At 70.1% G+C, this 26,593-nt stretch carries 29 protein-coding genes (1 of these 29 cut by a window edge); 17 read left to right on the top strand and 12 right to left on the bottom strand.

The window, feature by feature from the left end; translation table 11 throughout:
* The 5 genes in view from C3K08_RS11825 to C3K08_RS11805 are tightly spaced (at most 48 nt apart) and all read left to right on the top strand, a layout consistent with a single transcriptional unit that may run on beyond the window.
* Positions 1–132, top strand: partial view of an ImmA/IrrE family metallo-endopeptidase gene (locus C3K08_RS11825; RefSeq protein WP_104991487.1) — the final stretch only. Its footprint begins 645 nt before the window's first position; 132 of the gene's 777 nt are visible here — the last part of the coding sequence; the start codon falls outside the window, past its left edge; its stop codon occupies positions 130–132.
* A complete protein-coding gene (gene folP, locus C3K08_RS11820; protein ID WP_234009065.1) occupies positions 125–1,039 on the top strand; it encodes a dihydropteroate synthase in 915 nt (304 codons plus the stop codon). The genes C3K08_RS11825 and folP overlap by 8 nt, the downstream gene beginning before the upstream one ends.
* Positions 1,036–1,395, top strand: a complete 360-nt coding sequence (folB, locus tag C3K08_RS11815) for a dihydroneopterin aldolase (protein ID WP_104991486.1) — start codon at positions 1,036–1,038, stop codon at positions 1,393–1,395. Before folP ends, folB begins: the two co-directional genes overlap by 4 nt.
* Complete coding sequence (gene folK / locus C3K08_RS11810) at positions 1,392–1,880, top strand: 2-amino-4-hydroxy-6-hydroxymethyldihydropteridine diphosphokinase (RefSeq protein WP_104991485.1); 489 nt, start codon at positions 1,392–1,394, stop codon at positions 1,878–1,880. Before folB ends, folK begins: the two co-directional genes overlap by 4 nt.
* A 48-nt stretch (positions 1,881–1,928) precedes the next feature.
* Positions 1,929–2,396, top strand: a complete 468-nt coding sequence (locus C3K08_RS11805; protein WP_104992051.1) for a hypothetical protein — start codon at positions 1,929–1,931, stop codon at positions 2,394–2,396.
* 88 nt (positions 2,397–2,484) lie between these two features.
* Here C3K08_RS11805 and C3K08_RS11800 read toward each other — a convergent pair whose 3' ends face one another.
* Positions 2,485–2,799 carry a hypothetical protein gene (locus C3K08_RS11800; protein ID WP_104991484.1) on the bottom strand — a complete coding sequence of 105 codons (315 nt, stop codon included), beginning with the start codon at positions 2,797–2,799 and terminating at the stop codon, positions 2,485–2,487.
* Positions 2,800–2,835: 36 nt separating this feature from the next.
* Here C3K08_RS11800 and C3K08_RS11795 point away from each other — a divergent pair, with 36 nt between their 5' ends.
* Complete coding sequence (locus C3K08_RS11795; RefSeq protein WP_104991483.1) at positions 2,836–3,093, top strand: hypothetical protein; 258 nt, start codon at positions 2,836–2,838, stop codon at positions 3,091–3,093.
* Between the two features lie 74 nt (positions 3,094–3,167).
* Positions 3,168–3,515 carry a hypothetical protein gene (locus C3K08_RS11790; RefSeq protein ID WP_158679924.1) on the top strand — a complete coding sequence of 116 codons (348 nt, stop codon included), beginning with the start codon at positions 3,168–3,170 and terminating at the stop codon, positions 3,513–3,515.
* Positions 3,516–3,590: 75 nt separating this feature from the next.
* Here the strand turns inward: C3K08_RS11790 and pnp are convergent, their stop codons facing one another.
* Positions 3,591–5,759 carry a polyribonucleotide nucleotidyltransferase gene (pnp, locus tag C3K08_RS11785; protein WP_104991481.1) on the bottom strand — a complete coding sequence of 723 codons (2,169 nt, stop codon included), beginning with the start codon at positions 5,757–5,759 and terminating at the stop codon, positions 3,591–3,593.
* A 99-nt stretch (positions 5,760–5,858) separates the two neighbouring features.
* On the opposite strand from pnp, the gene C3K08_RS11780 reads away from it, so the two are divergent.
* Positions 5,859–6,914 carry a WD40 repeat domain-containing protein gene (locus tag C3K08_RS11780; protein ID WP_158679923.1) on the top strand — a complete coding sequence of 352 codons (1,056 nt, stop codon included), beginning with the start codon at positions 5,859–5,861 and terminating at the stop codon, positions 6,912–6,914.
* Positions 6,915–6,971: 57 nt separating this feature from the next.
* Complete coding sequence (locus tag C3K08_RS11775) at positions 6,972–9,014, top strand: molybdopterin oxidoreductase family protein (protein WP_104991479.1); 2,043 nt, start codon at positions 6,972–6,974, stop codon at positions 9,012–9,014.
* On the opposite strand, the gene C3K08_RS11770 is transcribed toward C3K08_RS11775, so the two are convergent.
* The 8 genes from C3K08_RS11770 to C3K08_RS11735 form a co-directional block, all read right to left on the bottom strand.
* Positions 8,998–9,627: a hypothetical protein gene (locus C3K08_RS11770; protein WP_158679922.1), complete on the bottom strand. Its 630-nt coding sequence runs from the start codon at positions 9,625–9,627 to the stop codon at positions 8,998–9,000. The genes C3K08_RS11775 and C3K08_RS11770 overlap by 17 nt on opposite strands.
* Positions 9,628–9,758: 131 nt before the next feature.
* Positions 9,759–10,115, bottom strand: coding sequence for an ArsC/Spx/MgsR family protein (locus C3K08_RS11765; protein ID WP_234009064.1), 357 nt, complete (start codon positions 10,113–10,115; stop codon positions 9,759–9,761).
* Between the two features lie 96 nt (positions 10,116–10,211).
* A complete protein-coding gene (ruvB, locus tag C3K08_RS11760) occupies positions 10,212–11,210 on the bottom strand; it encodes a Holliday junction branch migration DNA helicase RuvB (RefSeq protein WP_104991477.1) in 999 nt (332 codons plus the stop codon).
* Between the two features lie 52 nt (positions 11,211–11,262).
* Positions 11,263–11,961, bottom strand: coding sequence for an SCO family protein (locus tag C3K08_RS11755; RefSeq protein ID WP_104991476.1), 699 nt, complete (start codon positions 11,959–11,961; stop codon positions 11,263–11,265).
* 107 nt (positions 11,962–12,068) lie between these two features.
* Positions 12,069–14,528: a cbb3-type cytochrome c oxidase subunit I gene (locus C3K08_RS11750; RefSeq protein ID WP_104991475.1), complete on the bottom strand. Its 2,460-nt coding sequence runs from the start codon at positions 14,526–14,528 to the stop codon at positions 12,069–12,071.
* Positions 14,525–15,682: a cytochrome c oxidase subunit II gene (coxB, locus tag C3K08_RS11745; protein ID WP_104991474.1), complete on the bottom strand. Its 1,158-nt coding sequence runs from the start codon at positions 15,680–15,682 to the stop codon at positions 14,525–14,527. Before coxB ends, C3K08_RS11750 begins: the two co-directional genes overlap by 4 nt.
* A 292-nt stretch (positions 15,683–15,974) precedes the next feature.
* A complete protein-coding gene (locus C3K08_RS11740) occupies positions 15,975–16,910 on the bottom strand; it encodes a heme o synthase (protein WP_104991473.1) in 936 nt (311 codons plus the stop codon).
* On the bottom strand, positions 16,907–17,899 hold the full coding sequence (locus C3K08_RS11735) for a COX15/CtaA family protein (protein WP_104991472.1): 993 nt from the start codon (positions 17,897–17,899) through the stop codon (positions 16,907–16,909). The genes C3K08_RS11740 and C3K08_RS11735 overlap by 4 nt, the downstream gene beginning before the upstream one ends.
* Positions 17,900–18,023: 124 nt before the next feature.
* Here C3K08_RS11735 and C3K08_RS11730 point away from each other — a divergent pair, with 124 nt between their 5' ends.
* The 4 genes from C3K08_RS11730 (at position 18,024) to C3K08_RS11715 (ending at position 21,186) form a co-directional block, all read left to right on the top strand.
* On the top strand, positions 18,024–18,713 hold the full coding sequence (locus tag C3K08_RS11730) for a D-lyxose/D-mannose family sugar isomerase (protein WP_104991471.1): 690 nt from the start codon (positions 18,024–18,026) through the stop codon (positions 18,711–18,713).
* 45 nt (positions 18,714–18,758) lie between these two features.
* Positions 18,759–19,238, top strand: a complete 480-nt coding sequence (locus C3K08_RS11725; RefSeq protein ID WP_104991470.1) for a DUF420 domain-containing protein — start codon at positions 18,759–18,761, stop codon at positions 19,236–19,238.
* A gap of 30 nt (positions 19,239–19,268) precedes the next feature.
* Positions 19,269–20,090, top strand: coding sequence for a 3-methyl-2-oxobutanoate hydroxymethyltransferase (gene panB / locus C3K08_RS11720; protein WP_104991469.1), 822 nt, complete (start codon positions 19,269–19,271; stop codon positions 20,088–20,090).
* Between the two features lie 70 nt (positions 20,091–20,160).
* Positions 20,161–21,186 carry a diguanylate cyclase gene (locus C3K08_RS11715; RefSeq protein WP_104991468.1) on the top strand — a complete coding sequence of 342 codons (1,026 nt, stop codon included), beginning with the start codon at positions 20,161–20,163 and terminating at the stop codon, positions 21,184–21,186.
* A gap of 72 nt (positions 21,187–21,258) precedes the next feature.
* On the opposite strand, the gene C3K08_RS11710 is transcribed toward C3K08_RS11715, so the two are convergent.
* Together C3K08_RS11710 and C3K08_RS11705 are read right to left on the bottom strand one after the other, a co-directional pair.
* On the bottom strand, positions 21,259–22,704 hold the full coding sequence (locus C3K08_RS11710; RefSeq protein WP_104991467.1) for an ATP-binding protein: 1,446 nt from the start codon (positions 22,702–22,704) through the stop codon (positions 21,259–21,261).
* A gap of 55 nt (positions 22,705–22,759) precedes the next feature.
* Entirely contained in the window at positions 22,760–23,260 is a 501-nt protein-coding gene (locus C3K08_RS11705; RefSeq protein ID WP_104991466.1) for a hypothetical protein, read from the bottom strand.
* Positions 23,261–23,392: 132 nt separating this feature from the next.
* On the opposite strand from C3K08_RS11705, the gene C3K08_RS11700 reads away from it, so the two are divergent.
* The 4 genes from C3K08_RS11700 (at position 23,393) to C3K08_RS11685 (ending at position 26,559) form a co-directional block, all read left to right on the top strand.
* Positions 23,393–23,824, top strand: a complete 432-nt coding sequence (locus C3K08_RS11700) for a GNAT family N-acetyltransferase (RefSeq protein WP_199776926.1) — start codon at positions 23,393–23,395, stop codon at positions 23,822–23,824.
* 57 nt (positions 23,825–23,881) lie between these two features.
* Entirely contained in the window at positions 23,882–24,376 is a 495-nt protein-coding gene (locus tag C3K08_RS11695; RefSeq protein ID WP_104991465.1) for a hypothetical protein, read from the top strand.
* A gap of 70 nt (positions 24,377–24,446) precedes the next feature.
* Positions 24,447–25,871 (top strand): Asp-tRNA(Asn)/Glu-tRNA(Gln) amidotransferase subunit GatB, encoded by a 1,425-nt coding sequence (gene gatB / locus C3K08_RS11690; protein WP_104991464.1) that lies wholly within the window; start codon positions 24,447–24,449, stop codon positions 25,869–25,871.
* Positions 25,872–25,923: 52 nt separating this feature from the next.
* A complete protein-coding gene (locus C3K08_RS11685; protein WP_369848279.1) occupies positions 25,924–26,559 on the top strand; it encodes a hypothetical protein in 636 nt (211 codons plus the stop codon).
* The last annotated feature ends 34 nt before the right edge of the window (positions 26,560–26,593 follow it).

Genomic DNA, 26,593 nt, shown 5'->3' with positions numbered 1-26,593 from the left:
AGCTACGTGCCCTTCCGCTCGGGTCGGCGGATGCCCGCCTACGTGGACGCCTTTCCAGAGCGGCAGCGCGTGATGGTGAGCTTCGCGCTGGGGCAGCGGGGCGAGCGGGCGGGGGGGGAGCCGGGTGAGTGACCTCTGGCCGGAGCGTCCGCACCGCCTGACCTTCGGCTTCCCGGTGCCGGGCGGCGTCCGCACCCCGGACGGCTGGGAGATCACCTGGAGGGGCTGCGCGGTCATGGGCATCCTCAACGTGACGCCCGACAGCTTCAGCGACGGGGGGCGGCACGCCGGGCTGGAGGCAGCCCTGGCCCACGCCCGCGCGATGCGGGACGCGGGGGCGCTCGTGATCGATGTGGGGGGCGAGAGCACCCGGCCCGGCGCCGCTCCGGTGCCCGCTGACGCGGAGATCGACCGGATTCGCCCGGTGCTGCGGGCGCTGGCGGACGAGGGCCTGCTGCTCAGCGTGGATACCCTCAAGCCCGAGGTGGCGCGGGCGGCCCTGGAGGCGGGAGCGCACCTCGTCAACGACGTGTCGGGGCTGCGCGACCTCGAGATGGTGGCTGCGTGCGCGGAGGCAGGCGCCGCCGCCTGCGTGATGCACATGCAGGGCGAGCCGCGCACCATGCAGCACGCGCCGCATTACGACGACGTGGTGGCGGAGGTTCATGGCTATCTGCGGGCGCAGGCCGAGCGGGTGAGGGCGGCGGGGGTACCCTCCGTGCTGCTCGACCCTGGCCTGGGCTTCGGAAAGACCGTCGAACACAACCTCGCGCTGCTGCGGGCGCTGCCGGACCTGACGGGCGGGGAGTGGCCGGTGCTGGTGGGGGCCAGCCGCAAGGGGATGATCGGGCGCTTCGCGGACGTGCCGGTGGCCTCGGAACGGGACCCCGGCAGCCTGGCCCTGCACCTGCACGCGGCGCGGTGCGGAGGGGCGATGGTGCGGGTCCACGCGGTGGCCGAGCATGTTCAGGCGCTGCGGGTGCAGGCGGCGCTGGACACGTCGGGACAGGAAACAGGCCCGCTACAATCGCCCGCATGAGCCGCGTGGTGCTGGAAGGACTGGAGTTTCATGCCCGGCACGGCGTCTTCGAATCGGAGGCGGCGCTGGGCGCCCGTTTCGTGGTGGACGCCGAGCTGCACTGGGCCTTCGCGGGCATTCCCGACGACCTCACGGCGGCCGTCAACTACGCCGCCGTCTACGCCTCCATCCGCGAGGAGGTCACGGGCGAGCGCCACCTGCTGATCGAGGTGCTGGCCGACCGCATCGCCCGGCGGCTGCTGCGCGAACACGGGCGGCTGGAGGCCGTGACCGTGCGGGTGCATAAGCCCTTCGCCCCCCTGCCCGGCGTCTTCCGCGACGTGTACGCCGAGTTGACCCTGCGGCCCGGCGAATGACGGCGGCGTATGTGGCGCTGGGGGCGAACCTCGGCGATCCGCTGGCGACCCTGCGCTGGGCCAGGGAAGCCCTCGCGCGGCTGGGTACCGTGACCGGGGTGAGCGCCTTGTACCGCACCGCTCCAGTTGGGGGACCGGTCGGGCAACCCGACTACCTCAATGCCGTGCTGCAACTGGAGACCGACCTGCGGCCGCCCGACCTCCTCGCCGGGCTGCACCGGCTGGAGGCGGAGGCGGGCCGCGAGCGCCGCGAACGCTGGGAGGCCCGCATCCTCGACCTCGACCTGCTGCTGTGCGGCGAGGAGGTATGGGACACGCCGGGCCTGACTCTTCCGCATCCCCGCGCCTGGGGCCGGGCCTTCGTGCTCGCGCCGCTGGCGGACCTGGCGCCAGAGCTGGTCCATCCGGGGACGGGGGAGCGGGTAGCGGCGGCCCTGCGGCGGGTCGGTATGGCGGGCGTGACGCGGCAGGCGGCCGACTGGTAGGCGAACAGACGGCCTGCCCCCCCTGGGCACGCTATGCTGCGTGCCGACATGAGCGAGCTGACCTCCTCCAAGCGCCACGGGAACCTGGGCCGCACCCTGCTGTGGGTGGCGATTGCGCTCAGCGTGCTGCTGCTGGGCTTCGTGACCGCCCTGACCATCCGCGCCAATCCCTACGTGAGCGACCGGGAGGCGAACGGGATCAGCAAGTACAAGTTCCTCGAAGCCTGCAAGGAACAGCTCGCCGAAGACGAGCAGCTCGTCTCTCTGCAGGGCCTGCTTCAGCAGAGCGGCCAGCTTCAGGCCGGTCAACGCCTGACCGCTGAGATCGCCCCCGAACCCGCCGACCTCGTGGGCAGCGTTCAGGAGGCCCAGGGCGGCGGCTGGACCCTGAACGTTCCCGCCAACATTCAGGTGAACGGTGGGGGCGCTCCGCTGGGGCAGTTGCCGTTCCAGTGCGCCCACGACAAGGCGCAGAACCGCACGACGGCCCAGCTTCAGCTTCCGGGCGGGGTGTAAGAGCGGCCAGCCGCCAGCTTCCAGCAAACAAAGAAGCCCCGGCTCTGGCTGGGGCTTTCCCTTTCTCCGGCTGGCGACTGGCGACCTTCTACAGCACCGCTTCCAGCCCGCTGAGACACTCCTCGGCAATCGCCCGCGCCAGGGGGTCGCGGGTGGAGCGGGCGTAGCTGACCCCAAGGTGCAGGTGCTCCTGACCGGCCTCGTCGCCCAGCAGGGCCAGCGTCTGGTAGTAGGCGAGGTGGGTGTGGGCCAGCAGCACGTCGCGGGTGCGCTCGGGGGGCAGGGACCGCAGCAGCCGCAGCGCTTCCTCGTAGGCCCCTACGGCCTGCTCCTGATCGCCCTCGACCGCCCATTCGCGCCCCAGTTGCAGGTGTCGGGCGGCGGTGAGGTAGGCGGGGCGCATAGATTGGATTCTAACGCCAGCGGCTATGCTGCGCCCATGCTGGAGGGGGCGAGTTTGGGCTGGCTGGGTGCGGCGCTGCTGGTCCTGGCGGGCTATGGCTGGGGCACCCGCGTCTCGGCGGGGCGCTCGCCGCTGCCGCTGGGCTGGATGCTGGCCTTGACCCTGGGGGCGAGCGTGCTGGGGCTGGCGCTGACGGTAGAGGCGTTTCTGGACCATCAGGACGGCCCGCTGGTGACGGGGGCGGTGGGGGCGCTGGGGGCGGCGGCGCTGGCGGTGTTCACGGCGCGGGAATGACCGGGGGTGGGGGTCCCTTATGCTGGCGTATGGTCCAGTCCATCCCAGGCCGGTTGACGTTGCTGGTGGCCGCTATGCTTGTTTCCTCGGCCCTGGCCTGCCCAGTCAAACCCGGCACCGTCGCCAACAGCCTGTTCAAGGACACGCGCAGGCTCACGCCGATCTGCGGCCCGCTGTACCTCACCTTCCGGCAGGCCATGTCCGGGGTGAAGTGGACCGAGATGTATGCCCTGGACGCCAAGACGGGTGCTGCGCAGACTGCCTATGTGCTCGCCGGTCTCCAGAAGGGCGGGTACAGGAAGGTCAAGGAAGCGAGGACCCTCCGCAGCCAGACCTACCTGTTCCAGCGCGGCAAGAACACCATCACGGCCGTGGTCGGCTACTCGGGACCCGTGCAGTACCTGGGGTTGGCGGGGCAGTAGACGCCTGTTCAGCCCGCTGAGCATCAGAAGGAGGCCGCTCCTCCACCGGGGAGAAGCGGCCTCGCTTGCTGGCCTTCAGTCCCGGCGCGGCGGGCGCGGTACACGGTCGCCGCCACCCGCGCGGGCCGGGCGCGGTTCGCGCGGGGCGATCTTGCCTTCCAGTTCGGGGCGGATCAGGTCGATCTTGCCCCGGTCGTCGATGTTGGCGATCTTGACGCGCAGCTTGTCGCCCACGTTCAGCACGTCCTCGACGGCCTGAATGCGCTCCTCGCTCATCTGCGAGATGTGCAGCATGCCGTCCTGACCGGGGAAGAGGTTGACGAAGGCGCCGAAGGGAGCGGTCTTCACCACCGTGCCCTCGTATTCCTCGCCCACGCGGGCGGTCTTGGTCAGGCCCTCGATGCGGATGCGGACGGCCTCGGCGGCGGCGCTGTCGGCCGAGAAGATGCGGACCGAGCCGTCCTCCTCGACCGTGATCTGGGCGCCCATCGCTTCGAGTTCGCGAATCTGCTTGCCGCCCGGCCCGATCACCTTGCCGATCAGCTCGGGGTTGATCTTGAGGCTGACGATGCGGGGGGCGGTGGGGGACAACTCGGGGCGCGGCGCGGGCAGCACCTCGGCCATCTTGCCCAGGATGTGCAGGCGGGCGTCGCGGGCCTGGGCGAGCGCCTCGCGCATGATCGCCGGGGTGATGCCGCCCACCTTGATGTCCATCTGGAGGGCCGTCACCCCTTCGGCGGTGCCGCAGACCTTGAAGTCCATGTCGCCCAGCGCGTCTTCCAGGCCTAGGATGTCGGTGAGGATGCGGTACTTGCCGTCCTCGATGACGAGGCCCATCGCCACGCCCGCGACCGGGGCCTTGAGCGGCACGCCCGCGTCCATCAGCGCGAGGGTCCCGGCGCACACGGTCGCCATGGAGCTGGACCCGTTGGACTCCAGCACCTCGCCCACCACGCGCAGCACGTAGGGGAACTCCTCGAAGGAGGGGAGGACCGCGCGAATGGCCCGCTTGGCGAGGTGGCCGTGCCCGACCTCGCGCCGCGACTGCCCGCCCATGCGCTTGACCTCGCCCGTGGAATACGGCGGGAAGTTGTAGTGCAGCAGGAACTTGTCGTTTTCCTCGGTGGTCAGGTCGTCCACCAGAATCTCGTCGCGCTCGGTGCCCAGCGTGGCGACGCCCAGCACCTGTGTCTCGCCGCGCGTGAAGATCGCGCTGCCGTGGGCGCGGGGCAGGGGCCGGGCCTCGATCCAGATGGGGCGGACGGTGCGTGAGTTGCGGCCGTCGGCCCGCAGGTCCTCTTCCAGGATCAGGCGGCGCAGCTCCTGCTTTTCCACCTTGCCGAAGGCGGCCTTCAAGGCCACGATGCGTTCCTCGGCCCCCTCGACCTCGCCTTCCATCATGCGGTCCTGAATGATGCGGTCGCGCAGCGCCTTGAGGTTGGTGCCGCGCTCCTTTTTCTTCACCGTGAGCAGTGCGTCGCGCAGGCCCGCCGCCCGTGCGGCCTCGGCGAGTTCGGGCACGAGGTCGGGGGCGAGGTCGCCTTCCGCCAGGAAGTTGAACTTGGGCGCTCCGAGTTCGGCCCGCATCTGCTCGATCAAGGACAGGACGCCCTGCATCTCCGCGTGCGCGAACTCGATGGCGCCCACCATCGTCTCCTCGTCCACGACCTGCGCTCCGGCTTCCACCATCATCACGGCGTCACGGGTGCCCGCCACCACAAGATCGAGGGTCGAGCGCGTGAGCTGGTCGGTGGTGGGGTTCAGCACGTACCCGCCGTCAATCAGGCCCACCCGCACGCAGGCGGTCGGCCCGCCCCAGGGGATGTCGCTGATGCTGAGGGCCGCCGACGCGCCGATGGGACCGAGCACGTCGGGCAGGTTCTGCTGGTCGGCCGAGAGCACGGTGATGATGACCTGCGTCTCGTGGCGGTACCCCTTGGGAAAGAGCGGCCGGATCTGGCGGTCCGTGATGCGGGCCGAGAGGATGGCCCGCTCGCCGGGGCGCCCCTCGCGGCGGTGAAAGGAACCGGGAATCTTGCCGACGGCGTAGTGCCGTTCCTCGAACTCGACGGTGAGCGGCAGGAAGTCGAGGGTGCTCTTGTCCTCGCGGGCCTGCGCGGTCACGAGGAGCACGGTGTCGCCGTAGCGCAGGGTGACGCTGCCGCTGACGAGCTTGGCCAGCCGCCCCGTCTCGATGCTCAGTTCGCGCCCGCCGAGCACCGTGGTGTAGGTCTTTCCGATCATGGAGGTGAGTCTATCCCGACCGTGAGGTTGAAAAAGGGCGGCGTGACGGGGATGACGGAGAGGCAGGCATTCTCAGCCCAGGGTCAGTACAGTGGCGTCATGCATCCTCTTCGCGGGTGGCTGGTTCTGGCGGCTCTGCTTTCCTTTGCCGCTTCGGCACAGGCCAGCCGTGGAGCGTTCACGGTGCTCGGGCAGTGGCGGGGCATGGGGAACGCGCCGCTGGCAGTGAGCCTGGACGGCACGCTGGTCGCCGTGACCCTGAAGGACGTGCCCAATGACGGCCTGAACATCGCCGTTCATGACGTGTGGACGTGGAGACGCCTTTACCGGGTGCGGTCGGCCAACGATGTCAATGCCCCCACGCTGGTCTTCAGCCCGGACAGCGCGACTCTATGCAGCGCCCACACGGGCCTGCGCTGTGTTGAGGCCCGCACCGGGCGCGAGACCGAACATAACGTCGGTAGCGACGGCCCCGGTGTCAGCGCCCTAGCTTTCTCCCCGTCTGGGCGCTTCTACGCCCTCGCCATCGTGAATACCGTCAACGATTCCAGCCTGTGGCTGGTGGATACCTGGTCGAAGGCAGGCGGCTGGCGCGGAACACCGTACCCGCCGACCCCGGCTGAGGGGCAGCCGTCCAATTGGATTCATTCGCTGGCCTTCAGCCCCGACGGGAAGTGGCTGGCGAGCGGTTCGGGCGGCGGCGGGGTCATCCTGCGCGCCGCGGCCACCGGGCGGCGACTGGGACACCTGAGCGATTCTGGGGCCGCAGTGACGCCCGCCATGCGGGCAGGCTGGACCGCGCACGCGGGGGCCGTGACGGCGCTGGGCTTCGTGTCGCCTGCCCGACTCGTCAGCGGCTCGCGGAATGGAGAGGTCAAGCTGTGGAACACCCATACCGGCAAGGTCCTGAGCCGGGTGAGGCTCCCGCGCGGCCTGAACGCCCTGCGTGTCACGCGAGATGGGCGAGTACTTGCAGCCACCGGGGAGGGCCTGATGCTGCTGGGGACGCCCGGCGACCGACTGAAACGTCGGGAAACGTTGTTTAGCCCCCAGGACCCGCCGACCGACGTGGGCGTGACGGCGGATGGGCGCACCGTCTGGACCGTCTCGCAGGGCGGCACCCTCACCCGGCTGCATCTGTTCGGCCAGCCCTGAACCTGCCGGGTAACCTGACTTCCGCTAAGCCCGTATGTGGGCCGTTATCCTGCCCCCATGTCCGCGCCCGCCACCCGCGATGTCCTCCTCACCTGTCCCCTCGACTGCCCCGATGCCTGCCGTCTCCGCATCACCCTGGAGCGCGGCGAGGATGGCCGGGAGCGGGCGGTGAAGCTGACCGGGGACGCGGCGCATCCGTACACCAAGGGCTTCGCTTGCGTGAAGACGGTCCACTACCCCGCCCGGCAGCACCACCCCGAGCGGCCCATTTATCCCCTGCGCCGGGTGAATCCCAAGACCGACCCCGAGCCGCAGTTCGAGCGGGTGACCTGGGACGAGGCGCTGGATGACATCGCGGCCCGGCTGCGGCACCTGCTGGACACGCGCGGCCCCTCCTCCATCCTGCGTTATCACTACGCGGGCACGATGGGCCTGATGGAGAACTCGCACGCCCACGCGCTGTGGCGGGCGCTGGGCACCCCCGAACTCGACGAGACGATCTGCGCGACGGCGGGCACGGCGGCCTGGGCGATGGGCTACGGCTCACGCCTGACGGTGGACCCGCTCGACGTGCCGCACGCCCGATTGATCGTGCTGTGGGGCATCAACAGCCTGAGCACCCACAGCCACCTGACGCCGCAGATGACGGCGGCCCGCAAAGCAGGTGCACGCATCATCCATGTGGACCCCTACCGCAACCGCACAAGCGGGTACGCCGACACCCACCTCAAGCTGAAGCCGGGGACGGACGCGGCGCTCGCATTGGGCGTGATGCACGAACTGTTCGCCCACGGCTGGACGGACGAGGCGTACCTCGCCGAGGCGACGACCGGGGTGGAGGATCTGCGCGAGGCCGCCCGCGAGTGGACCCCCGAGCGCACGGCGGAAGTGACCGGCCTGACGGTGGAGGAGGTGCGCGACCTCGCCCACGCCATCGGGACCACCCGGCCCACCTACATCCGGGTCGGGTACGGGATGACCCGGCACGAAAACGGCGGCACGGCGCTGCGGGCGGTCACGCTGATTCCGGCCCTGACGGGCGACTGGCGGCAGCGGGGCGGGGGGGTGTGCCTCAGCACCAGCGGGGCCTTCGCGCTCAACCGCACCCGGCTGGGGGGGGCGCACCTGACCCGCGAAGGCGTGCCCCACGTCAACATGAACGAACTGGCGAGCGCCCTGGCCCCCGACGCGGGCTTCGGCGCGACTGTGATCTACAACTGCAACCCGGCGGTGGTCGCGCCCGATTCCTCGCGGGTGCGGGCGGGCCTGATGCGCGACGACCTGCTCGTCGTGGTGCTGGAACAGGCGATGACCGAAACGGCGCGGCTGGCCGACTATGTGCTCCCCGCGACCACCTTCATGGAGCACCCCGACGTGTACACCAGCTACGGCCACCACTGGCTGGGCTACAACCCCGCCGAACTGGAGGCCCCCGGCGAGGCCCGGCCCAACTCCTGGGTGTTCCAGCAGCTCGCCCGCCGCCTCGGGGTGACCGAACCCAGCGTGTACTGGACGGTGGACGACCTGCTGGCCGAGGTGCTGAACACGGACCATCCCTTCCTCGCCGGAATCACCCCCGAGCGCCTGAAGGCCGAGGGCAGCGTGCGGCTGAACCTCCCCGAGGGCTTCCTGCCCTACGCGCAGGGGGCCGACACCCCCAGCGGCAGGGTGCAGCTCTCGCCCGCGCCGAGGTACCAGCCGGTGGGCGCGGCGCTGAACCCCGACTACCCGGTGCGCCTGCTCACGCCGCCTGCCCACCACTTCCTGAACTCGACCTACGGCAACCTCGCCAACCTCAACCGCGCTGAGGGCGACGAGCCGCACGTCCTCGTCCACCCCGAGGATGCCGAGGGCTACGGGCTGGACGACGGCGGCTATGCCCTCATCGTCAGCGAGGCGGGGCAGGTGCGCCGCCGGGTGAAGGTGACCCAGGCCGCGCAACCCGGCGTGGCGGTCGTGGAGGGGACGTGGTGGGGTCTCTCGGCCCCCGACGGCGAGAGCATCAACACGGTGACCACGCAGACGCTGACCGACCTGGGGGGCGGCAGCACCTTCCACAACACGCGGGTGCGGCTGGAGCCGGTCAGTTCCGGGGCCTGATCACCGGACGGCTGGACGGTCCCACCACCCAGTCGAAGCGGGCCTCGAACACCCCACAGCGGTCGTGCCGGGTCGCCACAATCTCACGGGCCGTGTACGTCTCGACCTCGCCCCGCGTGCCGTCCTTTTCGGGCAGGCCGCAGCCGGGGCGGGCGGGGACGGCGAAGGCGAGGGACACCACTTGCCCGGTCGCCAGGTCGAAGCGGAAGTAATTCAGCCGCACGGGTTCGTAAGGGCTGTAGGCGCCGTTGGGCGAGTCGAACAGCAGGCTGCGAGTGTTCTCAGCGACCCGCCAGCCGTCGATGGTGCCCGCCCGACCGGTCACGCGCAGGTTCTGGGTCAGCGTCCGCGTGGCAATCTGGGCGACCGCGCTCGCGTACTCCACGAAGAGGGTGTCTCCCACCACGTAGAGCCGCTCGGCCCGGCCCGCCTGGGTTCGCCGCACGACTGGCTGGCCCGTCGCCGCATCGTCCACCCGGAGCTGAAACCCATCCCACCCCTGCTTTGGTTGGGTAACGACGGCCACACGTCCAGCCGTGACCAGCGCCCGCGCCTCGTGACCCGTAGGGATCGGGTACGAACGGACGACTCCGCCTCCGCGCAGCACCCGCACCTCACCAGGCCGGACCTCCACACGGGCGGGGGAAGGCGGCCCGCTACCCCCGAGGGCCAGCCCACCGGACGCCCCACAACTGAAGAGTAGGGCCGTCAGGAGGGGACGGTGGAGACGCGACATGCACCAGCCTACCCCTCCAGCATCCGCGCCCAGCCCTCCGGGTCCTCGCCCACCGTCAGCACCTTGCCGCCGCGCACCAGCGGCAGCCGCAGCAACTCCGGCGTCTCGATGATGCGGGCGATGATCCCCTCCTCAGTCGTGCGGAGGTAGGCGAGGTTGCTGCGTTCGTAGGCCTTGCCCTCCAGGTCCAGCAGCGCGTTCAGCCCGAACTTCTGGACGAAGCGGGTCAGTTCCCCTTTGGCGATGGGTTTGGCCGCCAGATCGACGAAGTGAATCTTGACCCGCCGCTCCTTGAAAAAGCGCTCGGCGGCGCGGGTGGCGGCACTCTTTTTCAGGCCGAACATCTGAACCTGGGGGGCGGTCATGGGGAGAGGATAACTTCCAGCCGCCAACCGCCAGCAAAAAACCCCGGCGTTGGCCGGGGCAGAGGTCGCTCGGGTTCTGGCGGGCGGCGGGCCACCTCAGTTTGCGTAGAACCCCATGCCCTCCTCGTCCCGCCCACTGACCGGCAGCCCCAGGTGGTCGTAGGCGTGGGCGGTGGCGACCCGGCCCCGGGGCGTGCGCTTGATGAAGCCGAGCTGGATCAGGTACGGCTCGTACACGTCTTCCAGCGTCAGGGCGTCTTCCGAGATGGCCGTGGCGAGGGTATCCACGCCCACCGGGCCACCCGCGAAGCGGTGGATCAGGGTTTCGAGGTACTTCTTGTCGCGGTCGTCGAGGCCTGCCGAGTCCAGCCCCTGCTTGTCCAGCGCGTCGTGGGCACGCGCCATGCCGATCACCGGCTCCCCAGCCACGTCCGCGTAGTCGCGCACCCGGCGCAGCAGCCGCTTGGCGATGCGCATGGTGCCGCGCGAGCGGGCGCCGATCTCCAGCGCGGCCTCCTCCTCCAGCCCGAAGCCCAGCAGCCGGGCGTCGCGCAGCAGGTTCAGGGCGATTTCCTCGGCCGTGTAGTACTCCAGGTGTTCGATGATCCCGAACCGCGAGCGCATGGGCGCGGTGATCAGGCCGGGCCGGGTCGTCGCGCCCACCAGCGTGAAGCGCGGGAGCGGCAGCTCGATGGTCCGCGCCGCCGGTCCCTGCCCCAGCACGATGTCGAGCTTGAAATCCTCCATAGCGGGGTAGAGGTGCTCCTCGGCCACCCGCCCCAGCCGGTGAATCTCGTCGATAAACAGCACGTCGCCTTCTTCCAGGCTGTTCGTCAGGATGGCGGCGAGGTCACCCGGCTTCTCGATGGCCGGACCCGAGGTCACCCGGATGTTCACCCCGAGTTCGTGCGCGATGATGTGCGCCAGCGTGGTCTTGCCCAGTCCGGGCGGCCCGAACAGCAGGGTGTGATCCAGCGCCTCGCGGCGGCCCTTGGCCGCCTGGAGGTACACCGAGAGCTTTTCCTTGAGGCGCTCCTGCCCCACGTACTCGGTCAGCGTCTTGGGCCGCAGGGCGGCGTCGAGCGGTTCGGTCATGCCGCCTATATTACGCTATTTGCGAAATCGGGAGGGGTGGGTTGAGTTCCCCTCATGATCCGCCATACGTCCGGATCAGGCCCGGCAGGTCGGCAGCCAGGGTGCCGTCCAGCACCTCGCCGTTGGCGTACACCCGCACGAAGCGGCCCTGGGGGTCCACCACGCTGACCTGATCGCCGTGAATCAGGGCGGCCTGCACGGCTGCGGCTCCCGCCTGCTGGGCATTGGCGGCGCCATCCCCAGCACTCTGCGCCTGCTCCAGGTGGGCGCTGTGGTCCCCAGTCGCGGCGGGCTGGGGCTCGATGCGGCGGTTGCCGACGAACATCACGCGGGCGGCCTCGTCGATGGTGGCGGCCTCGCCCGTCAGGCCGGAAAAGGCAGGGTTGAAGCGGCCCAGGTAGTCGCGCACCACCTCGGGACGGTCGTGCCCTGGGTCCACCGTGATGAACTGCACCTGCACCCGCTCGCGCTGGGTCTCCGGCAGGTCGGCGTACACCCGCGCGAGGCTCGCCAGGGTCGCCGGGCAAACGTCCGGGCAGCGCACGAAGCCGTAAAAGACCAGCCGCATCCGGCCGTCCGACGCGTTCAGGGGCGTGGCCTCGCCCCGCTCGTTGACCAGCCGCAGGGCGGGCAGGGCCACCGGGTTGTCCAGCACCGTGCCTCCCGCCGGGGCAGGGGAGACGCCCCGGTACAGCAGCAGCCCCCCCAGGACCGCCGCGACCGCCACCAGCACTGCCGTGAGCCACTTCATCGGGCCGAGGCTAGCGGGGAGCGGGGGGGCGGGGTGTCCCAGGGGGCAGCCAAAAAAGAGGGCGGGGACGCCCATCACGTCCCCACCCCGGAAAGCTGAAAGCTAGCTCACCACGCGTAGAAGATCGCCACGATGAGCAGCCACACTACGTCCACCAGGTGCCAGTACAGGCTGGCGGCCGTCAGCGAGCCGTGGTTGTACTTGTCCATCTTGCCGGTCAGCGCCTGGTAGTAGGGCAGCGCGATGCCCGTGCCGCCGATCAGGATGTGCAGCCCGTGCAGGCCCACGATGATGAAGAAGCACGCCTGCCACAGGTTCTGCTTCCAGTCGCTTTCCACGCCGAACAGCGCGAACTCGTACACCTGGAAGATCATGAAGAGGGCGCCCAGGATCAGGGTGATCAGCAGGCCCAGCCGGAACCAGGTGTAACGGCCCTTGTGGTGGTCCTGCTCGGCCTTGTGAATCACGAAAGACGAGGTGACCAGAATCAGGGTGTTCACGGCGGCCAGCCAGATGTTGGGCCGCAGCGCGGGCGGCTCGGCGGCGCCGACGATACGCAGGTACACGTACCCGGCGATCAACACGCCGAAGAGGCTGATTTCCGAGATGATGAACCACGCCATGCCCATGAAGCCGTTGTCGTACTTGGTCAGGTGGTGGTGTTCGACCGGCACGGCGTATTCACGGGTGCCCGCCCACTTGAACAGCGAGTACAGGAACAGCGGAATGGAGAGGTACAGGATCACGGTCGAGATCTGGAAGTTCAGGCTCGCTTCCGAGAAGGCCTGCAGGCCCCCCGCCGGGGTGTAGTTGGTAAACCAGCCGTAGCTCAGCCCGTAGCCCATCAGCAGCAGCGAGAGCGCCGTCATGAAGGGCCAGATGGAGTCCTGCGGCAGGTGAATGCTCTTGGGGTCCACGGGCGTCAGGGTCTGCCCGCTCTTTTCCCAGTCGTAGAGCGGCCGCTCGGTGGGGAAGGTGGTGGGGAACTCGTGCGCGAAGTTGTAGGCGGCGGGAGGAGAAGCCGCCGTCCACTCCAGCGTGAAGCCGCCCCATGGGTTGTTGGAGGCCGTGATGGGCTTGCGCAGGCTGTGGAGCATGTTCCAGACCATCACGATGCCGCCCGCCAGCAGCACGAGCGCCCCGATGGTCGAGATGAAGTTCAGCTCGGTCCAGGCGAAGTTCCCCGCCGGGTAGGTGTAGTAGCGCCGGGGCATGCCCAGCAGGCCCAGGATGTACTGCGGCAGGAAGGTCAGCCACGAGCCCACCATAAAGAGCCAGAAGTGCCACATCCCCAGCCGCTCGTTCAGGAAGCGCCCGGTCATCTTGGGCCACCAGTAGTACAGGCCGCCCATCGCCAGGAACGCGGTGCCGAACATCATCACGTTGTGGAAGTGCGCCACCACGTAGTACGAGTTGGTCACCTGGTAGTCGAAGGGCACCATGCCCAGCGAGACGCCCGTGATGCCGCCGATCAGGAAGTTGAAGATGAAGCCCACCAGCCAGAAGGTCGGCGTCTTCATGATGATGCGCCCGCCCCACAGCGTGCCGATCAGGTTGAAGATCTTGACGCCCGTGGGCACGGCCACGATCAGGGTGGCGATGGCGAAGGCGATCTGCCAGCCTTCGGGCAGGCCGATGGCGAAGATGTGGTGCGCCCACACCAGCAGCGAGACGAGCACGATGCCCAGCAGCGAGTACACCATCACCCGGTAGCCGAACAGCGGCTTGCGGGCCATGGTCGAGGCGATCTCGGCGGCGATGCCCAGGTAGGGCAGCAGCATCACGTACACGGCGGGGTGCGAGTAGAACCAGAAAAACTGCGTGAACAGGATGGGCGTGCCGCCGATGCCGGGGTTGAACATCGAGAGGCCCAGCTTGAGTTCCAGGAAGGTCACCAGCGCCGCCGCCGTCAGGCCGCCGAGGCTGATGAGCTGCAGCAGGCTGGTCGCGAAGATGCTCCAGCAAAAGATGGGCATCTTCCACAGGCTCATGCCGGGCGCCCGCATGTTCACGATGGTTGCGGCGAAGTTCGCGCTGCCCAGCAGCGACCCCAGGCCGTTGAGAATCACGGCCACCATAAAGACGCTCACGCCCGTCTGGTTGCCGTCCACCGACAGCGGGTAGTAGAAGGTCCAGCCCACGCCCGGCAGGCCGCCCTGGAACAGGCCCGTCAGGATCAGCAGCAGGCTGGCGATAAACAGCCACACCGCGAAGGTGTTCACGCGTGGCAGCGCCACGTCCCGCACCCCGAGTTGCAGCGGCAGGAAGAAGTTCCCGAAGCCGAAGAGCCCAATCGGAATCAGGAAGAAAAAGAGCATGATCGCGGCGTGCCCGGTGAGGACCTCATTGTAGGTGTTCCCCACGAGCAGGCCCTGGTCCGGCAGCGCGAGCTGCAGCCGCAGCGCGACCGCCATCAGCCCCGCGACCCCGAAGGCGATGATGGAAACGAGGATGTACAGCAGCCCGATCTTCTTGTGATCGGTGGTCATCATGTAGTCCTTGATGACCTCCCAGGCGCCCCGCCGGGCGGAGGTCACCTGGGGCTGCGGCGCGTGCTGAACCGTCACTGGTCGCCTCCTTGGGCAGTGCTGGTGCTCCCGATCACGGGCGTGTCACGCCAGTAGTCGGCTTCTTCCGGCAGGCGCAGGCTGCGCAGGTATGCGGCGATGTCCGAGAGCTCCTGCTCGGTCAGAACGCCGCCCTTCTGCTCCTTGCCGTTGACCAGATAGGTCGCGCCGTTGTAGGGCGGCATCAGGCTGCCGGGCTTGACGCCGGGGCTGTTGGCGAGCCAGGGAATCAGCATCTCCTCGGCCCGCTCGCCTTCCCACATCCCGGCGCCCAGCGTGCGGCGGGTGCCGAAAAAGCTCAGGTCAGGCCCGGCCGCCCCGTTGGCGGGCGTGCCCTGCACCCGGTGGCAGGCCGCGCAGGACAGTGCCCCGGTCGAGGGCTTGCCCTGCAAGAAGAGCTGGTAGCCACGTTCCTCGGCGCTGCCGGGAGCGGGCGTGGGGGCGCGGTAGGCCGCCGCCGCCGCCAGGAAGGCGTTGTAGCGCTCAGGCTCCAGCGCGATCACCTTGAAGCGCATGTTGGCGTGAGAAGCCCCGCACAGCATCGAGCAGTTGCCCTGGTACACGCCGGGGCGGTCGGTGTCGATCTGCCAGGTCTTCTCGGTGCCGGGAGTCGCGTTGCGCTGCCCGCCGAGGTTGGGCGCCCAGAACGCGTGCATCACGTCCCCGGAGGTGATCGTGACCGCCACCGGGTTGCGGGTGGGCATGATCATCTCGTTGCCGTTGGTGACCACGCCGCCCGCCGCCGCCGTGGCGGTGGGGTAGCTGAAGTTCCACCAGAACTGCCGCGAGAGCGCCGTGACGGTCGTGGCGTTTTCCGGCGTGGGGTTCAGCCGCGCCATGGAGCGCACGGTCAGCACGCTCAGCACGATCACGATCAGGACCGGCACCGCCACCAGCGCCACCTCCAGGCGGTTGTTGCCGTGGAACTGGGCGGGCGCGGCCGAGTTGTTCTCCTCGCGGAAGCGCCGCACCGTGGCGAACAGGGCGTAGGACACGCCGATGAAGATGATGATCGAGAAGGCGATGGCCCACACGCTCATCCAGAAGATCTCGCGGTTGTAGGCCGACGACATGTCGCCGAAGGTGATGAGCTGGTTCGACTCCTGACAGCCTGTCAGCAGCGCCGCTCCCGCCGCGAGGAGGGCTCCCCTCATGAAGAGCGCCCGGCCTCCCCCTGGGCCGCGTGGGCGGCCACTCTGGTTGGTGTTCAATGTCACTCCTTTCCTCTTTCCTCGCGCCCCAGTGTAGTCGCTTCCACCAGAACCTTGCACCTTCCAAAACCGCCCGCCCCGCGCGGCTTACGCCAGGGTCGACCGAGCGGTCAGGGATGCCCCCCATCAGAGCAGGCTGGGGGGTAGGCAAGTGTCCTTCGGGGCGAGGTTCAAACGGCCTGGCCGTGCGCCCCCACCTCGGAAGACGCACGGCCGGCTGCCGGGGGAGGGCGGCTCAGGTCAGCAGCACCCGGTCGAGCGCCCCCGCCAGGAACAGCAGGGCGAGGTATAGCATCGAGTAGAGGTACAGCGGCAGGGTCACGGGCCGCTCGATGCGCCGCCCCGCCATCACATGCTGGTGCAGCCGCCACGAGAGCACCAGCAGCCAGCCGCCCAGCCCCAGCGCCGCCACGAAGTACAGCCCCCCGACCGCCTGGAAAAAGACGGGCATCACCGAGAGCACCACCGTGTAGATCGCGTACAGCCAGATCTGCGCCACCGTCAGGCGGTCGCCGTGCACGACGGGCAGCATGGGAATGCCGACCTCGCGGTACTCGTCTTTGATCATCAGCGCGAGCGCCCAGAAGTGCACCGGGGTCCAGAAGAACACGATGGCGAAGAGAAACCACGCCACCAGCGGCAACTCGCCCGTCACGGCGGCCCAGCCCACCAGCGGCGGAAAGCACCCGGCCGCGCCGCCCAGCACGATGTTGTGCCAGGTCGTGCGCTTGAGCCACAGGGTGTAGACCACCACGTAGGTGAAAAAGCCCGCCAGGCTCATCCACGCGGCGAGTGGCGTGGCCCACACCCACAGGGCCATGAAGGAGAGCACCTGCAAGGCGGTGCCGAAGATCGCGGCCTCGCGGGTGCCGATCAGGCCGCTGGAGGTGGGCCGCCCGGAGGTGCGCTTCATCCGCAGGTCGATGTCGCGGTCGATGATCATGTTGAACACGCCCGCCGACCCCGCCGAGGCGTACCCGGCGAGGCTGACGACGATCAACAGCCACAGCCCCGGCCACCCTTCGGCCGCCATCACCATCGCGGTGAGGGTGGTCCACAGCAGCAGGCTGATGACCTTGGGCTTGGTCAGGGCGAGGTAGTCGCGCCAGGTGGGGCGGGGGGCGGCCGTGCCCGCCGGGGCAGGCGAGGCGGCGAGATGGGTGTCCGTCATGCCGTCACCTCGGGGGCGCCCGCACGGGCCGGGGTCGGCACCCGGCGCAGGGCGGTCAGCGCTTCGTAGCCCAGCAGCACGGTCACGAGCCACATGATGCACGCCAGCAGCAGGTGCGTGAGCTGCATCCAGTCGGGCGCCTTGAGCGCCACGTTCAGGAAGCCCACCGCCATCTGCGCGGCGATCACCCCGAACAGCGCGGCGCCCCAGCGGGTGACGGCCGGGGAAGGCCGCCAGCGCCGCAGCGCCCCCACCATCCACACCAGGTAGACGGTCGTGAGCACCGCCAGCAGGGGGTGAACCACCCGCAGGTTCTCGATCAGGCTGGCGGTCGCCCCGAAGTCGCGCCGCACCGTGTCCAGCGGCGTGCCGGGCGCGGGCGTGAACAGCAGGTCGCCCAGCGCGGTGACCGCGCCCGCCATGCCCAGCACCAGCGTGAGGCCCAGGCCCACGGCCAGCACGCCCAGCGCCCGGCCCTGTCCGCGCAGCCGCAGCGCCGGGCGGCCCGAGGCCCACAGCGCCGTGAGCAGCAGGGCGCCCAGCAGCAGGAAAGTGTTCGCGAGGTGAATGCCCTGCACCAGCCCCCGCGCGGGATCGGTCGAGTCGGCGGTCAGGCCGAGGAGCACCTGCACGCCGCCCACCAGCCCCTCGAGCAGAATCAGCCCGAAGCTCAGCACCGCGCCCAGCCGGACGGGGTGGCCCTTCGGAGTGGCGCGGAACGCCAGCGCGATCAGCGCCAGGGCGATCAGCCCGCTCGCCCCGCTCGTCAGGCGGTGGCTGAATTCGATCAAGGTGTGGACTGTGGGGCTTTGCGGCACCACCACCCCGTTGCACAGCGGCCAGTGGTCGCCGCACCCGGCGCCCGCCCCCGTGATTCGGACGACCGCTCCCCACAAGATCACCAGCACGTTGTAGGCCAGGGCCGCCCACGCCAGCCGGGGGAGCCACGCGCCCGCACCCCGGCGGGGAACCGTCAGCGTTCCGCTCATCTTCCTCCTCACCGTCCCTTCCGCGCCTCAGCCCGGTTCTGCACCGGGGGCGCGGTCAACCCGGCTATTCTACTGGCCCCGCCCGCCTGAGAATTGTCCCCCACGCCCGCCCCCCGAGGTGCCCATGCTCCGGTCCGAAGTCAATGCCGCCCAGCGCCACGCCGTCGCCCTGCTGCAGGAACTGCGCTTCGCCCCGCCGCCCTGGGTGACTTGGACGCCGGGGGAATGGGACGCGCAGCCGGAGGTCGCCGCCTACTGCCGCGCCCGGCAGATGGGCTGGGACGTGACCAACTTCGGCTCAGGGGACTTCGCCCGCCGGGGCCTGCTGCTGGTCTGCACCCGCAACGGCCGCCCTGGCGTGCCCAGCGACGTGCCCTACGCCGAGAAGGTGCTCCTCGTAGGTGAGGGGCAGGAAACGCCGCTGCACACCCACCACCACAAGACCGAGGACATCATTCACCGGGGGGGCGGGGTGCTCGTGTTGGAGCTGGCGCTGGTGACCCCGCAAGGCGAGGTCCGCGACGTGCCCGCGCCGGTCCTGACCGATGGCCGGGTGCGTCACGTCCCGCCGCTGGCCCCGCTCGCCCTGCACCCCGGCGAGAGCATCACGCTGCGGCCGGGCACCTACCACCGCTTCTATGCGCGGCCCGGCGGCGGTCCGGTCCTCGCCGGGGAGGTGAGCGCCGTGAACGACGACCTGCACGACAACGTGTTTCTGGAGGCGGTGGGCCGCTTTCCCCCGGTGGAGCCCGACGAGGCCCCCCTCTACCCCTTATGGAGCGAGGTGGGAGGCGGGGACGGCGGGGCGCCCTGACCGCCCGGACACCCGCCCCGGCCCCCGGACCCTAGACTGCCGGACGTGGCACCGATCATCAACCAGTGGGCCGTTATCACCATCGTTCTGAGCGGCATCGCGCTCGTGTTCGGCGTCCTCTTTATCCGCCGGGGCAACCGCGAGGCGCACATGCGGGCCATGCTCACGGCCAGCGGCCTCGCCACCGTCTTTCTGGTGCTGTACCTCACCCGGCTGGCGCTGGGTTACGAAAAGGCCTATGCCGGGCCGGACGCGTGGCGGGGCGCCTACTTCGCCCTTTTGATCAGCCACATCATCCTGGCCGCCGCGAACCTGCCCCTCGCGCTGGGTGCCCTGTACAACGCCTGGAAGGGCTTGAAGGCCGCCGGGAACCTCGGCAACATCGATGCGCCCGCCGCCCGGCCGCACTTTAACCGCCACCGCGCCTGGGTGCGCTGGACGGTCCCGGTGTGGCTGTACGTGGCGGTCACGGGCTGGATCATCTACCTCGTGCTGGGGCGCTACGGTGAGGTCATCACGGGGTAATCCCGCTCCCAAAGCTGGTACCTTTCCCCCATGAAACGCAGCGTCCCCGACCTCCTGCAGGCTGCCGACCCGCTGGTGATGGTGACGGCCTACGACTATCCGGGCGCCCGGCACGCCGAGGCCGCCGGGGTAGACCTGATTCTGGTGGGCGACAGCCTGGGCAACGTGGTGCTGGGCTACGACTCGACCGCCCCCGTGACGCTGGCCGACATGATTCACCACGGGCGGGCGGTGCGCCGGGGTGCTCCGGAGACGTTCGTGGTGGTCGACCTCCCCTTCGGCACCTACCAGACGGGCGCCGGGGACGCGATGCGGGCGGCGGTGCAGGTCATCCAGCAGACCGGCGCCGACGCCGTGAAGATGGAGGGGGCCACCCCCGAGATTCTGGAGGCCGTGACCGTGCTGACCCGCAACGGCATCCCGGTGATGGGCCACGTCGGCCTGATGCCCCAGACCGCGACCGCCCAGGGCGGCCTGAAGGTGCAGGGCCGCGACGAGGAGGGGGCGCGGCGCACGCTGGACGGGGCGCTGGCGTTGCAGGAGGCCGGGGCGTTCAGCGTGGTGCTGGAGGCGATTCCTGCCCGGCTGGCGCGGCTGATTACCGAGCGGCTCGTGGTGCCCACCATCGGGATCGGGGCGGGGGTCCACTGCCGGGGTCAGGTGCTGGTGTACCACGACTTGTTGGGGTTGTACGAGGGCGACGAGAAGAAACTCGCCAAGCGTTACGCCGAACTGGGCCGCACCTCCCGCGAGGCACTGGAAGCCTACGCCCGCGAGGTCCGCGCCCGCGAGTTCCCGACCAAGGAGCACAGCTTCGTGATGAAGGACGAGGTGCTGGGCAAGTTGTACTAGTCCCACCTGTCGGGGGGCCTCCCCATCTGGGCTGACGCAGGGGTGATGGGCATGTTATGACAGGGGGAAGATGCCTCCCCGTCCCGTGGGACCGGCCAACCTGCCCGAGCGGATCGCGTGGGTGTATTTCCGGTTGCTGGTGCCGCTGGTGGCGGCGGCGGTGCTGTGGATCATCTCGGCGCTGACGGGGGGCGTTCACCCGCTGGTGGCCTTGTTCTCGGGAACGCTGGCGCTGTTCTCGCTGCTGCATCGGCTGCGCCCCGGCTGGCGCGAGGGGGTGCGGCTGGGGTTCGCGGTCAGCGTGCTGGTGTTTGTGGCGGTGCTGGCCCTGGAGCCGCAGCGGCTGTATGTCCGTGCCGTCTACCACGAGCTGATCGTGCACCTGCTGCTGCTGCTGATCCCGCTGAACGTGCTGATCTGGCACCTGCTCTTCAGCGACCGGCCCCGGCGGGGGCAGGTGCTGGCACTGGCGCTGACCGGGGCCGGGACCCTGGCGGCGACCCGCTGGGAGAACGTGGCCGCCACGCACCTCACGACCTCGGCGCTGCTGCTGGCGGTCAGTCTGTTCACGCACTTTTTCGCGGGAGCGGTCGTGGACCTGCAACGCCGCATGCGCGAGGAGGAACGCCGCGCCCGGCAAGACCCCCTCACCGGGCTGGGCAACCGCCTCGCCTTCGCGGAAGCCTGTGCCCAGACGGTCACCCCCGGCGTGCTCGCGGTGCTGGACATCGACCATTTCAAGGCCGTCAACGACCGCTGGGGCCACGAGGCCGGGGACCGGGTGCTGCAAGGCGTGGCGACCGTGCTGCGGGACGTGCTGGGCGGCGGGGTGCCCCTCTTTCGCTGGGGCGGCGAGGAGTTCGTGGTCTGCCTGCCGGGCCGCTCGGTCCACGAGGCCGCGCGGGTGCTCGAAGGCGTGCGGGCCGGGATCGCCGGGCACACCTTCGGGGAGGGCCAGCGGATCACCCTCAGCGTGGGCCTGTGCGCCTACGGCCCGGAACAGGGCCTCGCCCACGCCTTTTCTCAGGCCGACGCCGCCCTGCGCGAGGCCAAGGACAGCGGGCGCGACCGGCTGGTGGCGGCCCCGGCAGCGTGAGGGCAGCCCGCACAAGACCAGAACAAAGCCCCAGCAACCGCTGGGGCTTTCCTGGGACGGAAGGTGGGCGGCTCAGTTCCAGCGGCCGCCGCGCTCCCGGCGCACTTCCGGCTCAGGGGCGGCGTAGGTTTCCTCGGCGCGGCTGAGCTTCTTGCGGCCGTACAGTCCCTCCAGCACGAACTCGGCCGCCGAGGCCCGCACGGCGTCGTCGGAGCTGTTCGCCACGTGGGCGGCGAGGTCGGTCAGGCCGGGCACGTCCCCCGCCCCTTTCAAGGCGCTCGCCGCGTCTCCGCCCTGCGGGAAGCGGAACACGTTGCCTGCCTCGAACCACTTCTCCAGCTCGCGGGTGTCGGCGCTGCCGTAGTGGCGGGCGAAGACGGCCCCCGCCGCCTTGCGAATCACGTCGCGGGCGACCTGATCGGCGCCCTTGAGTTCGCCCTCGTACTCCAGCTCCAGCTTGCCGGTGATCGCGGGAAGGCCCGCGTACACGTCACTGACGCGCACGACCGGGGTGTCGCCCGACACCAGCGCCCGGCGCTCGGCATTGGCCGCCGCGAGTTCCATCAGGCTGATGGGCAATCGCTGCGACACGCCGCTGAGCTTGTCTACCCGGCCGTCCTCGCGGGCCTGGAAGGCGATCTCCTCGATCAGCTCGGCAATGAAGGGCGGCACCGTCACGCCCTCGGCCCGGACTGCCTCCTGCTCGGTGATGTCCATGCCCAGCCGCACGTCGCTGGGGTAGTGGGTGCGGATCTCCGAGCCGATGCGGTCCTTGAGCGGCGTGACGATCTTGCCGCGCGCCGTGTAGTCCTCGGGGTTGGCGGAAAAGACCAGCATCACGTCGAGTTCCAGCCGGATGGGGTAGCCCTTGATCTGGACATCGCCCTCCTGAAGGATGTTGAACAGGGCGACCTGCACCTTGGGTGCGAGGTCGGCCAGCTCGTTCACCGCGAAGATGCCCCGGTTGGCGCGGGGCAGCAGCCCGAAGTGCATGGAGCGGGTGTCGCCTAAGCTTGTGCCCAGGCGGGCCGCCTTGATGGGGTCCACGTCCCCGATCAGGTCGGCGACCGTCACGTCGGGGGTGGCGAGCTTTTCCACGTAGCGGGCGTCACGCGGCAGCCAGCGGAGGGGGAGGTCGTGGCCGTGCGCCTCGAGCAGGTGCCGTCCCTCCGCCCCGATGGGGTTGAGGGGATCGTCGGGCATATCCACCCCGTCAATGACGGGCACCACGTCGTCGAGCAGCCCGGTGATCGCCCGCAGGATCCGGCTTTTCGCCTGCCCGCGCAGCCCCAGCAGGATGAAGTTCTGCCGCGCCAGCAGCGCGTTGACGAGTTGCGGAATGACGGTGTCGTCGTAGCCCACCACGCCGGGGAACAGCTCCTCGCCGCTTCTGAGCTTGCGGGTCAGATTCTCGCGGACCTCGTCCTGCACGGTCCGCACGTGGCCGTCGAAGGGCGTGCGCCCCGCGTACTCCGGCGTCTGCAACAGCTCACCCAGCGTCCGAGGTCTAGTCTCCATAGCTAGCGCGGAAATTAGCACGCGTCCCGGCGCGGGAATGTGCGGCTGACGGGGGTCACGAGGTCGCGCTCGTGGAGGCCGCCGCGCTCGCCTGATCGTCCTCCAACACCTTGTAGGCGCAGGTGGCGGCCAGCGCGGCGAGCAGGGGCGGCAGGCCCTCCGGCAGCGCGAGGGCCACGTCTTTGCCCTCCACCGCGCCGCCGATGCGCCCGCTCAGGCGCCGGGCCGTGGCGTGCAGGTTCACGTCCTTGCCCATCACGCGCCCGGAAAAGCGGCCCTCAATGCGGTCGCCCCGCTGGGTCAGCGCCACGTCGTCTCCCTCGACCCGCCCGCCGAGGCGCACAGTCACCCGGTCCGGGGTCACGTCGCCGTCCACGTCGAAGCCCGCGAAGGTGCCGCCCACGCGCCCGTCCACGTCGCCGCCGCGCAGGGTCAGGTCGAGGTCCTTGCCCTGGATTCTCCCACCGATGCGCCCGCGCAGCCGCGTGCCGTCCCACTCGGCGTGCAGGTCGTAGCCCACCGTGAGGCCGCCGATTCGTCCACTGAGGTCACTCATGCTCGCGGGTACGTGGGGCACGGGCGGCGGGTTGCGGGAACAGGGGTCAGTACTCCGGCCCCTCGCCCACCCCGAACTGCACGTCGAGGCGGTTCAGACGAATGTGCGGCCCACAGGCCCACAATGGTGCCCATGCCCGTGCGCCCCGCCACGCCCGCCGACGCGCCCACCCTCGCCCGGCACCGCTTTCCCGACGACGCGGACGCTGGGGAGCGGGCCGCCTACGCCGCCTGGGTGGCGGGCGCGGTGGAGCGCGGCCTGTATCTGGGCTTCCTGGCCGAGGGGGAGGAGGGCCGGGTGGTCGCCGGAGCGGGCCTGACCCTGCTGGAGTGGGGGCCGACACGCGGCGATCCGCAGCCCTGGCGGGGCCGGATCGTGAACGTCTGGACCGACCCCGACTTTCGGCGGCGCGGCCTGGCCCGCGAGTTGGTGACCCGCTGCGTGGAAGCCGCCCGCGAGCGCGGCGTGACCCGCCTGAGCCTGGGCACCACCGAGGCGGGCCGGGCGCTGTACGGGGCGCTGGGCTTCCGCGCCAGCGACACGGAGATGGTGCGCCGGGAGTGAATCCCCGCCCACCGTTCTCCCAGGGAATCCGCACGGGGCCGGGGTACGCTGAAGAGTATGAACAGGTCTGTGCTCGCGGCCCTGGCCCTGTTGCCCTTACTCGCGCTGCCCACGGCGGGGGCCGACCACGTGACCTGCTCGGGCACGCTGCGGGGCCGGGTCCTGGGGGGCAACGTCGAGGTGCGGCCGGGCGCGACCTGCGTGCTGCTCAATGTGCGCGTGGGCGGCTCGGTGCAGGTCGGGCGGGGGGGCAGCGTCAGCATCCGCAACAGCACGGTCAGCGGCAGTGTCGAGGGCAAGGACGGCTTTCGCCAGATCACCGTGACGGACAGCCGGGTGGCCGGCGACCTCAAAGCCGAGCGCGGCGGCAGCGTGACGGTGGAGAACACTCGCGTGGACGGCAACATCGAGCTGGAGCGCAACAGCGGCCCCCTGCGCCTGACCCGCGTGACCGTCGATGGCAACCTGGAGTGCGAGAACAACGCCCGCACGCCCACCGGGGCCAGCAACCGCGTGGAGGGCAACCGCGAGGGCCAGTGCCGCAGCCTGTGAGGGCCTGACCCGCCGCCGGGACGGGGGCTGACCCTGCCCGGCCTGCTCCCGAAGCCGTATCCTGCGCCCCATGTACCGCGCGGTCATCGGGCTGGAAGTTCACCTGCAACTGCGGACACGCTCCAAGCTGTTCAGCGCGTGCCCCGCCGACTACCACGGGGCGGACCCCAACACCTTCGCGGACCCCCTGACCCTGGGGCTGCCGGGCACCCTCCCCACCCTCAACCGGGAGGCGGTGGACCTCGCGCTGATGTTCGGCCTCGCGCTGAACTGCGAGGTCTCGGGCTTCACCCAGTTTCACCGCAAGAACTACTTCTACCCCGACTCGCCCAAGAACTTCCAGCTCTCGCAGTACGACCGCCCCGTGGCGCGGAACGGGTATCTGGATGTGCCGCTGGGAAATGGAGCAGGCGAGCGCGTCCGCATCAAACGCGCCCACCTCGAAGACGACGCGGGCAAGCTGCTGCACCCCGCCTACGCGCCCTACAGCCTGCTCGACCTCAACCGCGCCGGGTCGCCCCTGATCGAGATGGTCACCGAGGCCGACCTCACGGGACCCGAGCAGGCCCGCGCCTTTCTGGAGAGCGTGCAGGCCATCGCGCAGGCCCTCGGTGTTAGTGACGCGACTCCCGAGGAGGGCAAGATGCGCTGCGACGTGAACCTCAGCGTTCACAAACCCGGCGAGCCCTGGGGCACCAAGGTGGAGGTCAAGAACCTCAATTCCTTCCGCAGCGTTGAGCGGGCCATCGCTTACGAAACGGCGAGGCAGACGCGGGTGCTGTCTGCGGGCGGCGCCATCACGCAAGACACCCTGGGCTGGGACGAGGGCGGCGGCAAGACCTTCGTCATGCGGACCAAGGAGGGCGAGGCCGACTACCGCTATTTCCCCGAGCCGGACCTCCCGCCCCTGGACATCACCCCGGAGTGGATCGCGCGGGTGCGGGCACGGATGCCCGAGCTGCCCGCCGCCAAGCGCGAACGCTACCTCGCGGCGGGGGTGCGGGGGGCCGACGCGCAGACCCTCAGCCACGACGTCACCCTCTCGCGCTTCTACGACGCGGCGCTTATGGGAGGAGCTGACCCACAGAAGCTGGCCAACTGGTTGCTGAGCGATGTGGCCGGGCTGCTGGCGGCACGGGAAGTGGCGCTCGCGGCTTCGGCCCTCCAGCCCGCACACCTCGCCGCGCTCGTGCGCCTGATCGACGAGGGCACGATCAGCGGCAAGATCGCCAAGGATCTCCTTCCCGACGTGCTGGACGGCCATGATCCGGAGCGGTTGGTGCAGGAGCGTGGCCTGGCGGTGGTGACCGATACCGGGGCCATCGACGCTGCCATTGACGCGGCCATCGCGGCCGACCCCGCCACCGTGGAGAAGGTCCGCGCCGGGAATGCCAAGGCGATGAACGCCCTCTTCGGCCCGGTCATGAAGGCCACCGGGGGCCAGGCCCAGCCCGAGGTGGTTCGCGAGCGGCTGCGGGCGAAGCTGGGGCTGTGAGGAAGGGTGCCCGGTCACCAGGCTCGGACGCCGTCCGGGTGGGAGGCTCCTCGTGACCCGCTGGCGCACTCCCGCCCTCGTGGCCCTGTGGATGCAGGTCGCCGGACTGGTCGCCCTCGCCGCGTACCTGCTGTGGCGGGAGGGCTTCGGGGGGATGGGCTGGCTGAATGCCGGGGAAGCCCTGCTCGCGGCGCTGGTGCTGGGCCTGTGGACGGCGGTGCTGGGCCGCTTCACGGCGGGGCGGGGCATGCCGCCGGAGGACGGCACCCTGCGGGCGCTACGCGGGTTCTTTCCCTGGCTCACGTCCCTGCGGCTGGCGCTGTGGTTTCTGACGCTGATATCGGTGCTGGGGGGCGCGGCGCCGCAGGCCAATCCGGTCGCGCTGACCGCCCTGCTCACCGTGTGGCCCGCTGCCGTGCTCGCGGGCAACGCGGTCTACGGCACCCTGGCCCGCCTCGCGCCCGAACCCGCCGACCCCCTGCGGCGGGCGCGGCTGGCCGACTGGCTCAACGTGGCGGCGGCCCTCAGCCTGGCGATGGCGGTCTTCAACGTGGTGCCCATCCGGGGCTTCAGCAGCGTGCCCGGCACGGCGGACCTGTGGGTCTACGGCCTGAGCGGGGCGCTGGACGTGGCCGCGACCCTGCTGGCGCGGCAGGCGGTGCTCACCGCGCCCCTCCCACGGGGATAGGGCGGGGGCACCGGGGGGAGAGCGCGGCGGGCCG

It is taken from the genome of Deinococcus sp. NW-56 (assembly GCF_002953415.1).
GTDB lineage: Bacteria > Deinococcota > Deinococci > Deinococcales > Deinococcaceae > Deinococcus.
Note: the sequence above shows the minus strand (reverse complement) of the source record. Positions and strands in the feature narration are given on the sequence as shown.